This is a genomic window from Brachybacterium alimentarium, assembly GCF_002332425.1.
Taxonomy (GTDB): Bacteria; Actinomycetota; Actinomycetes; order Actinomycetales; family Dermabacteraceae; genus Brachybacterium; species Brachybacterium alimentarium.
Genome location: NZ_NRGS01000007.1, coordinates 13,088 through 25,784, shown reverse-complemented (window position 1 = coordinate 25,784; position 12,697 = coordinate 13,088). Strand labels below are relative to the sequence as shown.

Sequence of the window (12,697 nt, the reverse complement as noted above, 5' to 3'; positions counted from 1 at the left end):
GGCGGATCTCTCGTCCCCGAGGAGCGGCCCCGAGGAGCGGCATCCGCGGTCGCGCCGAACGCGACCCGGTGTCAGAGCGCGGTGCCCTCGCGCTGATGGGCGCCCTGGGCGGCACGGACGAGGTCCGCACCGATCGACCCCACCTCGTCGGCCGACCGGCCCGGGGCATAGAGGAACGATCCGATCCCGGCGCCGCCGGCGCCCGCGCGGATCCAGCTCGGGATCGTCTCGGTGGTGATGCCTCCGACGGGCAGGAACGAGGTGCCCTCGGGCACGACGGCGCTCCAGGCCTTCAGCAGGCTCTCGCCCAGGGCGTCGGCCGGGAAGATCTTCAGGTGCCGAGCTCCGGCGCGCAGCGCGGAGAACACGTCGGTCGCCGTCGCCACCCCGGGGTAGGGCGTCATTCCGAGCTCGAGGGAGCGCGCGATGATCTCGGGGTCCGTGTTCGGGGCGACCACCAGTTCGCCGCCGGCGTCGGCGACGCGCTGCACATCGGCGAGGTCCACGACGGTCCCGGCGCCGATGCGAGCGTCGCTCCCGAGCCGCTCGGAGAGGATCCGGATCGACTCGAAGGGCTGCGGGGAGTTCAGGGGGACTTCCAGATGGGCGATGCCCGCCCCGAGCAGGGCGTCACCGATGGCGGGCGCCTCCTGCGGGGTCAGTCCACGGAGGATCGCGATCAGGAGCGGCTGGTGAGAGGTCATGGGGTGATCCTTCCATGAGGGACGGGAGCGAGCGGACCGCGGCCGGTTCGGACACGCGCCGGGCCCGCGCCGGGCCCTATGAACGGCCGGGCACTCAGCGGGCGAGATAGCCTCCGTCGACGGGCAGCACGGTCCCGTGCACGTAGTCGGCGCCTCCGCTGCACAGGAACAGGACGGTCCCGGCGATGTCCTCGGCGCTCCCCCACCGACCGGCGGGGATCCGTCCGATGATCTCGCCATTGCGCTCCGGGTCCTCCCGCAGGGCGACATTGAGCTCCGTGGCGATGTAGCCCGGGGCGACCGCGTTGACGGCGACTCCCCTGCCGGCCCACTCGTTGGCGACGGACTTCGTGAACTGTGCGACCGCCCCCTTGGACGCCGCATAGGCGGAAGCCTTCACCCCGCCGAAGAACGAGAGCATCGAAGCGATGTTGACGATCCTCCCGTGCCCACGCTCGAGCATGGGGCGCCCGAACGCCTGGGTCAGATGCACCACGGCATCGAGGTTGATCGACATGACCTGGGAGAACTCGTCGCGGGGGAAGTCCTCGACGGTGTGGCGCAGATTGATGCCGGCGTTGTTGACGAGGATGTCGATCTCGTGATCGGCGAGCACCGCGTCCACCGCGTCGGCGCGGGCCGCCGGATCGGCGAGGTCCACGCTGAGGCACGTGTGGCCGGGGCCGAGCGAGTCGGTGCCGCGCTGCAGGCCGATCACCCTCGCCCCGGAGGCCAGGAGGAGCTCGGTCAGGGCGCGGCCGATGCCGCGGGTCGAACCGGTGACCACGGCGGTCGCGCCGGTGAGGTCGACGTCGAGGGTTCCGGGATAGGGCATCGGTCTCTCCTGGTGGGGAAGGGGACGGCGAACGGGCGAACGGGCGAACGGGCTCAGTGGATGTGGGACCCGCCGTTCACGTCGAGGGTGACCCCGGTGAGGTATCCGCCGTCGCGGCCCAGCAGGAAGTGGATGGCTCCGGCGACGTCATCGACGGTGCCGACCCGGCCCACCGGGAGTTCTTGCAGCAGGACCTCCTTGCGCTCGTCGGTGAGACGGCCACCCATGATGTCCGTGTCGATGGATCCGGGAGCGACCGAGTTCGCCGTGATGCCGTACTCGCCCAGCTCGCGGGCCCAGGTCTTCGCGAAGCCCAGCAGCGCGGCCTTCGATCCGGAGTACGCGGCGCGCCCGTAGACGCCGCCTCCGCGCTCGGCGGACGCACTGGAGATGTTCACGATCCGCCCCAGGCTGTGGCGCCGGAAGATCTTCACCGCTTCCCGGGTCACGAAGAACGTGCCGTGGACGTTGACGTCGAACACCCGCTTCCACTCCTCGGTGCTGACCTCGGTGAACGGGGTGGGCGAGGAGATGCCGGCATTGTTGACGACGCCGACGAGCTGCGGCAGCTCCGCATCGACCTGGGCGAGGGCATCGATCACCTGCTGCTCGTTCGAGATGTCGACTCCGAGGCCAAGCGCCGGAACGCCGTGGGTCTGCGAGAGCTCGTGGGCGAGCGCTTCGCAGGCCGCCTCGTCGAGGTCCATGACCGCCACGGCCCAGCCCTCCCGTGCCAGGCGGTGGGCGGTGGCGCGGCCGATCCCCCGCTCGGAGGCGGCTCCGGTGACGAGCGCGGCAGGCTGCCGGGGGAAGTCGGAGGCGGGGTACGGGGTCACGGCCATGGGATGCTCCTGATCAGATTCCGGGACGGCGGACGGCCGCCGTCGGCGGGGCAGGACGACGCCCCGCCGAAAATAAAATATGATCCTGAGTCTACGGTCCTATCCCCCTGATTGTGAAGGAGCCCTCATGGTGCCCCCGCAGACGTCCGTGATCGGTCTGGGCCCGATGGGGCACCCGATCGCCGCCACCCTCCTGGCCGCCGGAGCCGCCCCGACCGTGTGGAACCGCACCGCGCACCGGGCTGACGATCTCGTGGAGGCCGGGGCCCATCGCGCACGCACTCCTGCTGAGGCCGCGGCCCCGGTGATCCTGTCCGTCCTGCCCGATGTGACCCAGCTGCGAGAGCTGCTGGACGAGGGCACGATCGCTGCGTGGGGCGCTGCCGGGGCCCGCCTGGTGATCATGTCGACCAGCGGGCCCGATCCGGTGCGGGAGCTCGCGCAGGACCTCGCCCCGCACGGCATCGGCGTCGTCGACGCCCCGGTCTCCGGCGGGGTCGCCGGGGCGCAGGCCGGGACCCTGTCGATCATGGTCGGCGGCGCCGAGCAGGACGTCGCGACCGTGCTGCCCGTCCTCGAGCTGATCGGGAGCACCGTCCTGCATCTCGGGGAGCTGGGCAGCGGCTCGATCGCCAAGCTCTGCAATCAGATCGTCGTGGGAGGCACCCTCGCCGCGCTCGCCGAGGCCTTCGGACTGGCCCGACGCTCCGGCCTCGACGTGCAGCAGCTCATCACCCTCCTGGAGGGCGGCCTGGCCCGCAGCGAGGTGCTCACGCAGAAGAAGGACAAGCTCCTCGAGCGGGAGTACTCGCTCGGCGGGTCCGCCGACAATCAGGTCAAGGACCTCCGCTACGCGACCGATGCCTCCGCACGCGCCGGGCTTCCCCCGCGCCTCCTGCCCGCACTGCTCTCCCTCTACACGGAGACCGTGGATCAGGGGAACGGCCAGCAGGATCACACGGTCGTCCAGGAGCTGTACCTGGCCGATCGGGACTGATCGGTCCCGCGTGCGCCCGTGAGCGAGGTCAGCGCAGCGTGCCGGCCGCGGCGGAGGGTCGCCGCACGCCGCTACGCGGCAGGCCCATCGCTCGCGCCCGGGCGCAGCGCACGGTCGGTCACCGCCCGGACGTGAGCCCTCATGGCCGTGCGTGCGGCCTCCGCATCGGCACGGCAGATCGCCTCGAGGACGCCGCGGTGCTCCTGCACGGAGATCTCCGAGTCGTCCACGCCGGCGTCACCGAAACGGCGGAACCGGAGGGTGTGGACCGGGATCCCCTCGAGCGCCGCGGCCAGGTAGGGGTTCCGGGCGGCGCGAGCGATCTCGGCGTGGAAGCTGCTGGAGTGCTCGAGATAGCCCTCGTACTCGTGGAACCGCGCGCCGACGCCCGCAGCGGCGGTGCTCTCGAGGGTTGCGGCGAGCGCCGCGCGCTCAGGTCCGGTCGCCCGTTGAGCAGCGAGCGCGGCGAGCTCCGGCTCCAGGAGCAGTCGGGCTTCCCCCATCGTCCGCACCTGGTCGTCGTCCGGCGGGCGGGTCACCACGAAGCCTCGCATCGGCAGGTACTCCACGAGCTTCTCGCCCGTCAGGAGGTTCAGCGCCTCCCGCACGGGCGTCGCGCTCATCGCGAGATCCCGCGAGAGCGCCCCGATCCTCAACGGCGTCCCCGGGGCGAGCGCGCCGTCCATGATGCGGGCGGCGAGCACGCGCCGCGCCTGCTCGGACCTGGTGCTGCGCACCGCATCGTCCCGGTCCGCCGGGGCGCTCACCCCTCGGCCTCCTGCGGAGTCCTCAGGAGCTTCGTGCCGTCATGGGCGAGCGAGGCGAGCCGGGACAGCGCTCGGTAGTACTTCTTGCGGTAGCCGCTGCGCAGGAGCTCGGCGGTGAACAGGTCCGAGAAGATCTCTGCTCCCTCCGGTGCTCCGCCCGTGGCCGCCTCGTGCGCGGCGGAGGCGTCCTGCTCGGACGTGCTCTCTCCCGCCTGCGCTGCCGCAGCGTCGTCACCGGAGGCGTCGCTGCGCGCGCGGGCGCTCCCCTCGCCGGGCGCGGCGGAGACCAGCACCGGGACCTCGCGGTCATAGAGACGGTCCACGAGCACGACGAACCGCAGGGCATCGTGATGCCGGGACAGGCCGTGCAGCGCGGTCACATGCGCGGTGGAGACCTCATCGATCATGCTCCCGTAGCGGGAGGGGTGCACGGTGGTCAGATGGGCCAGGAGATCATCGAACGCATCCAGCGTCGCCCCGTCCTGGGCGCGGGCGTGCTCACGCACCATGTCCTCGGGCAGCGAGAGGATCTCGGTGACGCCGTCGCGACGGCGGTAGTCCTCTCCGTCGATGCGCAGCACCTGGAACCGATCGGCCATGGCCTGGATCTCGCGCAGGAAGTCCTGCGCGGCGAAGCGGCCCTCGCCGAGCGCATCGGGAAGCGTGTTGGAGGTGGCGGCAACCGCGACCCCCCGATCGGAGAGCTCGCGGATCAGGCGGGTCATCAGCAGTGTGTCCCCGGGATCGTCGAGCTCGAACTCATCGATGCACACCAGCACCGACTCGCCCAGCAGCTCCACCGCGCGCTGGAAGCCGAGCGCGCCGACGAGATCCGTGTACTCCACGAACGTGCCGTACACGCGCTTGCCGTCGACCGCGTGGAAGAGGGAGGTGAGCAGGTGGGTCTTGCCCACGCCGAAGCCGCCGTCGAGATAGATGCCCTGGGACGCCTCGGGCCGTCGGCGCAGCTTCGCGAGGAACCCGCCCTTGGGCCGCCCCAGTCGCGCGGCGAACTCGCTCACGCGCTGCTTGGCCTCGTCTTGGGAGGGGTAGGTCGGATCGGGCACGTAGTTCTCCAGGCGCGCCCGGGCGAATCGCGGCGGCGGCACCAGATCCGCGAGCAGTCGCTCGAGGGTGGGTTCGGGCCGGCGGTCGCAGAGAGCATCGATCACGGCCGCCAGTGTATGTCCGTGGGCGCCTCGACTCTGCTCCGCCCGGTGCGCAGGTGAGGAATGATCGGGGTCATCAGGTTCCTGCGCCCTGCTCTGCGCTCCGCTCTCGACCCGGAGGTCCTCCATGCACCTGCTCTGCCGCGACGGCTCGCCGCTCCCCCAGCCCGAAGCGGTGACCTTCGGCGACGCGGGTGCCCTCGCGCTCGCCGACCTCTACGCGGTCCCTGCACCGCCCTCTGGCACCGTGCACGTGCGCGCCATGATGAACACCACCATCGACGGAGCCGTCCGCGGCGCCGACGGCTCCAGCGGACCCCTGCGCAATCCCGACGACTCCTTCGTCTTCGACGTGCTGCGCGCACTGACCGACGTGGTGCTCGTCGGCGCGGCGACCGTGCGCGCCGAGGACTACGGCGAGCTGGGTGGCCGTGAGGATCTGCTGAGTCCGTCCCGTCGACCCGGAGGGGCATCGCGACCGGCGCTGGCCATCTGGAGCATCAGCGGCGATCTCCCGCCGCTGTCGGCCGACCAGCCCACCTATCTGATCTCCCCGCGCGATTCGGCTGCGGCGGCAGGCCGACGGGCGGGTCTTCCCGCCTCGCAGGTCATCACCGCCGACACCCCCGCGGAAGCGCTCGAGGGGCTGGCCGCGCTCGGGATGAGGGCGGTACAGGCCGAGGGAGGCCCGACCGTGCTCGGACGCCTCGCCGCCGAGGGGCTGCTCGATGAGCTGTGCTTCTCGACAACGCATCGCACCGTCGGCGGAGACTCCTCCCGGGCCATCCACGCAGACGCGCACGATCAGCGCTGGGCGCTCTCGTCCCTGCTGCTGGGCGAGCACGCCACCATCACGCGCTACCGCCGGGTCGACGACGACCACCGGACCGTCTGATCGGAGTCGCCCCACAGCCGGGCTACGAGCTACGAGTTCCGGGCTACGAACTACGAACAGCAGGCGATCAGAGGCGCAGTCCGATCGAGTTCTCGCGGGCCGGGGCAGCGGGGTCCCGCACAGGGATCTCGAGGGCCGCAGCCTCGTCCTCGAGCCCGAGCAGACGCCCGAGATAGCCGGCGAGCAGACGCTCGTAGCGCACCGGGTCCCGGTTCCACTCCCGGGTGTGGGAGGCCCCCTCGAAGGGTTCGAACTCGACCAGGTCGGGACGCATCGCGGCGAGCAGCCGGCTCGGCCCGGGCGGGACGGTCGCATCGTCCAGAGCGTGGAAGAGCTGCGTGGGATGGATCAGATGCTCGGCGTAGTAGTCCGGCGTCATCTCATGCAGTGCCAGGGGCTCGTGCAGACGCACCAGACGCCGGCCCACCGGTGACGTCATCATCCACATCGCCAGGCTCCGCATCGGCTTCGGGGCCTTCAGGGCCGTCGCGTGGTAGATCAGGATGTCCTGCCAGTCCACCGCAGGGGAATCCAGCACCAGGCCCGCGATCCGTTCCCGGTGCGCCGAGCGCACCGACGTGCGCAGCGTGATCCCGCCTCCCATCGACCAGCCCATCAGCACGATGCGACGGGCACCGTGGTCGAGCGCGAACTCGATCGCCGCCTCGGTGTCCTCCCACTCGTCCGCACCCAGGTGGTACATGCGGTCCGCCGACGCCGGCGCGCCGGTGTCGTTGCGGTACGTGATGGCCAGGCTGGTCAGCCCGAGCCGGTGCAGCAGCGGGATCACGCGCAGCGCTTCGCCGCGGGTCCCGCCGTGACCGTGGATCAGGATCGCCCAGGTGCTCTCCTGGCCCGGCACGGATCCGGCATCGACGTCGGGCCGGACCACCCAGGCGGGCATCTGCCCCACGGGCGACTCGATCTCGATCTCCTCGGTCGCCAGGCCGTGCGCGGTGGCCGGGCTGCCGGCCCAGTAGAAGCCGTTGACCGCGGCCTTGTCGACCCTGAGCGGCTCGGCGGTGTCCACCGCGAGCAGAGGGCGCGAGACGGTCCTCGAGGTGGGAGTCCCCTGCACCGGGCCCAGTCGCACATGGGCGGTCCCGCCCGCCTGGCGCACCGCCAGATACCCGTCGCGCACCGACTCCGTGGAGCGGTCCAGGTGGACCCGGTCCTCGAAGACCGCCCGCACCGGGAGATCCGGCCGGTGGCGCATCCCGTGCAGGGGCACCAGCGGCAGCCGGGCCATGACCCGGGCGCCGACCGTGAGCAGGCCTGCGCTGAGCGTGAACATCGACACCGCCCCCACGGCGCCGACGACCGCCGCGCCTGCCCATCTGCCCTGCTCAGTGCGGGGTCCGGCATAGCGGGCCCGGCGTGGGAGAGAGGGTGTCGAGCGGGTCCGGAGCAGGTCGCACGTCATACCGCTCATCCTATGCACGCCGTAGGATCGAGACTGTGAACAGGCGTTCACCGACCGGCGCGGTCCGCCCGCGCCCCGCGAACGATCGCGGCCCCTCACGGGTGCCGCAGAGCGGAGGAATCCACGATGTCCACCGATCCCATCGGCGCACGTCCCTATCCCCTCACCATCAGCGACGAGCAGTGGCGCGAGCGCCTCTCGCCGGAGGAGTACCAGATCCTCCGACAGGGCGCCACGGAGCGCCCGGGCAGCGGTGAGTACGAGGAGGTGCGGCCCGCCGGCACCTACGCCTGCCGCGGCTGCGGCGCCGAGCTGTTCACTGCGAAGACCCAGTTCGACGCGCATTGCGGGTGGCCATCCTTCTACGCCCCGTCCGACTCCGACGCGGTCGAGCTGCTCGAGGACACGTCGATGGGCATGCGCCGCATCGAAGTGCGCTGTGCGTCGTGCGGATCCCATCTCGGCCACGTCTTCGAGGGCGAGGGCTTCGCCACCCCGACCGACGAGCGCTTCTGCATCAACTCCGTCAGCCTGGTCCACAGCGACGACGCCTGAGTGCCCGCGCACCTCGTGGCGTCGGTCTCATCGTCCGGCCGGACGATCCCGGCGCGCCTGTCCACGTCGGGGCCGGCGCGCCGTTAGTCTCCCAGCGTGCCTGTCCATCGACTCCGCTCCGGCGACGACGCCTTCCGTGCCGCCATCGAGGCCATGACCAGTGCGCCGCTCCGTCCGGAGTTCACGTGGCGCACCATTCCTGCACCGTCGAAGATGGCCCCCTCCACCTGGGCCTGCACCGGCGAGATCCTCGTGAAGGATGATGAGCTGGCCTCCGGGCGTCTGGTCATCCTGCACGACCCTGCGGGCCAGGAGTCCTGGGACGGCACGTACCGGATGGTGGCCCTCGTCCAGGCGCAGCTCGAGCCCGAGTTCGCGGTCGAGGCCATGCTCGGAGACGTCGCCTGGTCCTGGGTGACCGAATCCCTCGAACTTCATGACGCGGATGCCCGGGAGCTCGGATGCACCGCGACCCGCGTCGTCTCCCAGTCCTACGGCGCCCTCGCCTCACGGCCCTCGACCGTGGACGTCGAGATGCGGATCTCCTGGACCCCCGAGGCCGAGGACGACGCCGCGAAGGCCCCGGACCTGGCACCGCATTTCGCCGCATGGACGGCGATGCTCGCAGCGGCCGGCGGGCTTCCCCCTGCTCCGCCCCGCATCGCACCGATCGCTCCCACCCACCACGCGCGGGCACCACGCCCCGAGGAAGTCGGTGACGCTCGGTGAGTGATGCCCCCTCCGTCTCCGATCTCACGGCCCCCCGGGACGGCTCCGTCCCCGTCATCGACCGGATCCAGCCGCTCCTGGCCTGGTGCGACGACGCCGAGTCCGCACCCGATGAGCCCGTGGCCGTGGACGCCGAGCGCGCCTCGAGCTTCCGCTACAGCTCACGCGCCTATCTGGTGCAGCTGCGGACCGAAGCGGCGGGCACCGCGCTGATCGATCCGCTCGCCTTCTCGATGCCGCAGACCCTGCTGACCCTGCTCGGCGAGCGTCAGTGGGTGCTCCACGCCGCCGGCCAGGACCTGCCGAGCCTCGGGGAACTGGGCATGCAGCCGGCGAGCCTGTTCGACACCGAGCTGGCCGCGCGGCTGCTGGGGATGGACCGCGTGGGCCTCGGCGCCGTCGTGGAGGACACCCTCGCGCTGCACCTCGCGAAGGAGCACTCCGCCGCCGACTGGTCCAAGCGCCCGCTCCCTGCCGGGTGGCTCACCTACGCCGCCCTCGACGTCGAGGTGCTGGTCGATGTGCGCGACGTCCTCGCCGAACGTCTGCGGGAGGCCGGCAAGCTCGAGTGGGCGTTGCAGGAGTTCGAGCACGAGCGCCTGCGCGATCACGGACCGACCCGCTCCTCGAGCTGGCGCGGCCTGCACGGTCTCGGCGGTCTGCGCACGCAGAAGCAGCTCGCGGCGGCCAGGGAGATGTGGATCCGACGCGACGAGATCGCCTCCGGGGACGATCTCTCCCCGCATCGGGTAATCAAGGACCGCGATCTGGTGGCCGCCGCGAAGGAGGCCCCGCGGGGCCGCGAGGCCTTCGACCGGGCACTGCCTGCGAAGCTCCGCAAGAAGGACATCTGGTGGCAGGCCGCGCGCTCCGGGATCGAGCTGCCCCAGGCGCACCTGCCCGAGCGCAACGAGCCCTCCTATCCCCCGCCGCACAAGCTCTGGTCCAAGAAGTATCCCGAGACGTGGGAGCGCTATCAGGTGGCGCGAGCCGCTGTCGGCGAACGTGCCGAGGACCTCGAGATGCCGCCGGAGAACCTCCTGCAGCCTGCGCTGCTGCGCCATTGGGTGTGGGAGCACGAGCAGGTGCCCGAGGAGTCTGTCGTGGAATCCGGTCTCCTCGCGCTCGGCGCCCGTCCCTGGCAGGTGGAGCAGGCCGCCCCGGTGATCCACCGGGCGCTGACCGAGCAGAGCTGACGCGGGACCGGCCCCGGCCGGATCAGGCGCTCAGGAGAGGTCCCGGCCCGGACGTGCCACGAACGGGGCATCGGCCGGCCGCAGTGCCTCCGCGTCACGTGCGGACCGCTGGGCCTGCAGTGCGAGCACGCCAACGACGGTCGTGGCGTTGGTCAGCCGCCCCTCGAGCACTCCGGCGACGGCGTCGGCCAGCGGGACCCAGCGGGTCTCGATCTCGGCCTCCTCGTCGGTGCGCTCGAAATCGACCTCCTCCGCACGGAGGGGGACGGCGCCGGTGGCGAGATAGATGCGGATGACCTCGTCGCTGCCGCCCGGACTGGGACGCAGGTCCACCAGCGTGCTCAGCGCCTCGGCACGGTGACCGGTCTCCTCGGCGAGCTCCCGCAGGGCGCCCCGCTGGGGCGGCTCGCCGTCGACGTCGAGCAGCCCAGCGGGGATCTCCCACATCGTGTGCCCGACGGGATGACGGTACTGGCGGATCAGCAGGATGCGGTCGTGATCGTCGACCGCCAGCACGGCGACGGCTCCCGGGTGACGCATGTACTCGCGGTCGAACCGCACGCCGGGGGCGAACTCGACCGTGTCACGCACGATGTCGAACACCATCCCGTGATGCACGGTCTCCCGTGCGCTGACGGGGCGTGCTCCCGGGAGGTCGGCGAGGGATTCGGGGCTGGTCATGTTCTCACTCCTGCTTTCTCACTCCTGCTCGGTGCTGCGTGGGCTCCGGGTGCTCTCGGCCTGCGGGGCGGGCTCACTCGCCTCGGAGCTTTCGTCCGGGCGGATGCTCCCGGTGGCGAGGCTGCTGTCGTCGCCGAGCGCAGGCGTCAGCTGGTCCACCTCGAGCAACCGGGTGGACCGCTGCACGGCGAGGGCCGCGCCGATCAGCCCGGCGAACAGCGGATGCGCTCGGGTGGGCCGGGACCTGAGCTCGGGGTGGGCCTGCGTGCCGATGTAGTAAGGGTGCACGTCCGCATCGAGCTCGACGAACTCGATCAGGGAACGCTCGTCCCCGAGCTCCGAGACTCCTGAGACCATCAGCCCCGCCGCCTCCAAGCGAGCGCGGTAGGCGTTGTTCACCTCGAAGCGATGCCGGTGCCGCTCGGCGACCTGCGTGCTGCCGTAGGTGCGAGCGGCGAGGGAGCCCGCGCGCAGAGCGTGCTGGTAGGAGCCCAGACGCATCGTCCCGCCGAGGTCGGCGACTCCAGCGACAGCATCCTCCTGCTCGGCCATCGTCGCGACGACCGGGTGCGCGGTCCCGGGCTCGAATTCGGTGGAGTGCGCGTCGGCCAGACCGAGCTCGTGGCGGGCGTATTCGATCACCATGGACTGCATGCCCAGGCACAGGCCGAGAGTGGGGATCCCGTGGCGGCGCGCATAGCTCAGGGCACCGACCTTGCCGTCGACCCCACGGATCCCGAATCCGCCGGGGACCACGACCGCCTCGACGTCGCCCAGCTGCGCGCGTGCCCCGTCCTCGGTGGAGCACAGGTCCGACTCGACCCAGCGGAGGTGCACCCGTGCACTGTGGTGGAAGCCGCCGGCTCGGAGTGCCTCGGTGACCGACAGATAGGCGTCGGGCAGATCGATGTACTTGCCCACCACGGCGACGGTGACCTCGTCGAGCGGATGGCGCACCCGTTCCAGGAGTGCCTCCCAGGGGCCCCAGTCCACATCGTGGCTGAGCAGGTCGAGCCGGCGGATCGCGTAGGCATCCAGGCCCTCGCCGTGCAGCACCAGCGGGATCTCGTAGATCGACGACGCATCGGCGCAGGACACCACGGCGTCCAGGTCGACGTCACAGGTGGAGGAGATCTTCGCCTTGACGGAGCTGGGCAGCTCCCGGTCCGAGCGCAGCACGATCGCATCCGGCTGGATGCCGATCGAGCGCAGAGCAGCCACGGAGTGCTGGGTCGGCTTGGTCTTGAGCTCCTGGGAGGGGCCGATGAACGGCACCAGGGAGACGTGCACGAAGAACACGCTGTCGCGGCCGATGTCCTGGCGCACCTGACGTGCGGCCTCCAGGAAGGGCTGGGACTCGATATCGCCGACGGTGCCGCCGATCTCCGTGATGATCACGTCGACGTCGTCACCGGCCCGCGAGCGCATCGACTCCTTGATCGCGTTCGTGATGTGCGGGATGACCTGCACGGTATCCCCCAGGTACTCACCGCGACGCTCCTTGGCGATCACGCCGGAGTAGACCTGGCCGGTGGTGATGTTCGCGTCCGCTCCCAGGCTCTCGTCCAGGAAGCGCTCGTAGTGGCCGATGTCGAGGTCCGTCTCGGCACCGTCATCGGTGACGAAGACCTCGCCGTGCTGGAACGGGTTCATGGTGCCCGGATCCACATTGAGGTACGGGTCGAGCTTCTGCATCGTCACCCGCAGGCCCCGGGACTTCAGGAGCATGCCGAGCGAGGAGGCGGTCAAACCCTTGCCCAGGCTGGAGACCACACCCCCGGTGACGAAGATGTGCTTGGTCACCCCGGGATTCCGGAAGGGCTTCGCCGAGCCGGCCTGCCCGATCCGAGGGAGAGGGCTGGTGCTGTTCCGGGAGCTGCTTGCGCTGGTATCTGCCACGGACC

The 12,697-nt window shown here is 71.1% G+C and carries 13 protein-coding genes; 5 read left to right on the top strand and 8 right to left on the bottom strand.

What is annotated here, in order from left to right:
- Positions 1-71: 71 nt before the first annotated feature.
- The 3 genes from CIK71_RS06345 to CIK71_RS06335 form a co-directional block, all read right to left on the bottom strand.
- Positions 72-704: a 2-dehydro-3-deoxy-6-phosphogalactonate aldolase gene (locus CIK71_RS06345; RefSeq protein ID WP_096164358.1), complete on the bottom strand. Its 633-nt coding sequence runs from the start codon at positions 702-704 to the stop codon at positions 72-74.
- A 94-nt stretch (positions 705-798) separates the two neighbouring features.
- Entirely contained in the window at positions 799-1,539 is a 741-nt protein-coding gene (locus CIK71_RS06340; protein ID WP_096164357.1) for an SDR family oxidoreductase, read from the bottom strand.
- A gap of 53 nt (positions 1,540-1,592) precedes the next feature.
- Entirely contained in the window at positions 1,593-2,381 is a 789-nt protein-coding gene (locus CIK71_RS06335; protein WP_096164356.1) for an SDR family NAD(P)-dependent oxidoreductase, read from the bottom strand.
- 127 nt (positions 2,382-2,508) lie between these two features.
- Here CIK71_RS06335 and CIK71_RS06330 point away from each other — a divergent pair, with 127 nt between their 5' ends.
- Positions 2,509-3,378: an NAD(P)-dependent oxidoreductase gene (locus tag CIK71_RS06330; protein WP_176485569.1), complete on the top strand. Its 870-nt coding sequence runs from the start codon at positions 2,509-2,511 to the stop codon at positions 3,376-3,378.
- A gap of 71 nt (positions 3,379-3,449) precedes the next feature.
- On the opposite strand, the gene CIK71_RS06325 is transcribed toward CIK71_RS06330, so the two are convergent.
- On the bottom strand, positions 3,450-4,145 hold the full coding sequence (locus CIK71_RS06325; protein WP_096164354.1) for a GntR family transcriptional regulator: 696 nt from the start codon (positions 4,143-4,145) through the stop codon (positions 3,450-3,452).
- Entirely contained in the window at positions 4,142-5,317 is a 1,176-nt protein-coding gene (gene zapE / locus CIK71_RS06320) for a cell division protein ZapE (protein ID WP_096164353.1), read from the bottom strand. Before zapE ends, CIK71_RS06325 begins: the two co-directional genes overlap by 4 nt.
- A 124-nt stretch (positions 5,318-5,441) precedes the next feature.
- On the opposite strand from zapE, the gene CIK71_RS06315 reads away from it, so the two are divergent.
- A complete protein-coding gene (locus CIK71_RS06315) occupies positions 5,442-6,209 on the top strand; it encodes a dihydrofolate reductase family protein (protein WP_096164352.1) in 768 nt (255 codons plus the stop codon).
- Positions 6,210-6,276: 67 nt separating this feature from the next.
- Here CIK71_RS06315 and CIK71_RS06310 read toward each other — a convergent pair whose 3' ends face one another.
- The gene (locus tag CIK71_RS06310; protein WP_241963881.1) at positions 6,277-7,503 is read right to left on the bottom strand and encodes an alpha/beta hydrolase family protein; all 1,227 of its coding nucleotides are present in this window, start codon (positions 7,501-7,503) and stop codon (positions 6,277-6,279) included.
- A 255-nt stretch (positions 7,504-7,758) separates the two neighbouring features.
- Between CIK71_RS06310 and msrB the strand changes: the two genes are divergently transcribed.
- From msrB to CIK71_RS06295, 3 genes are all read left to right on the top strand, one after another.
- Positions 7,759-8,187 (top strand): peptide-methionine (R)-S-oxide reductase MsrB, encoded by a 429-nt coding sequence (gene msrB, locus CIK71_RS06305; RefSeq protein ID WP_096164350.1) that lies wholly within the window; start codon positions 7,759-7,761, stop codon positions 8,185-8,187.
- Between the two features lie 96 nt (positions 8,188-8,283).
- Complete coding sequence (locus tag CIK71_RS06300) at positions 8,284-8,916, top strand: DUF3000 domain-containing protein (RefSeq protein WP_096164349.1); 633 nt, start codon at positions 8,284-8,286, stop codon at positions 8,914-8,916.
- A complete protein-coding gene (locus tag CIK71_RS06295; protein WP_096164348.1) occupies positions 8,913-10,112 on the top strand; it encodes a ribonuclease D in 1,200 nt (399 codons plus the stop codon). The genes CIK71_RS06300 and CIK71_RS06295 overlap by 4 nt, the downstream gene beginning before the upstream one ends.
- A 30-nt stretch (positions 10,113-10,142) precedes the next feature.
- On the opposite strand, the gene CIK71_RS06290 is transcribed toward CIK71_RS06295, so the two are convergent.
- Together CIK71_RS06290 and CIK71_RS06285 are read right to left on the bottom strand one after the other, a co-directional pair.
- Positions 10,143-10,793: an NUDIX domain-containing protein gene (locus tag CIK71_RS06290; protein WP_096164347.1), complete on the bottom strand. Its 651-nt coding sequence runs from the start codon at positions 10,791-10,793 to the stop codon at positions 10,143-10,145.
- 18 nt (positions 10,794-10,811) lie between these two features.
- Positions 10,812-12,638: a CTP synthase gene (locus tag CIK71_RS06285; RefSeq protein WP_275542205.1), complete on the bottom strand. Its 1,827-nt coding sequence runs from the start codon at positions 12,636-12,638 to the stop codon at positions 10,812-10,814.
- Positions 12,639-12,697: the final 59 nt, after the last annotated feature.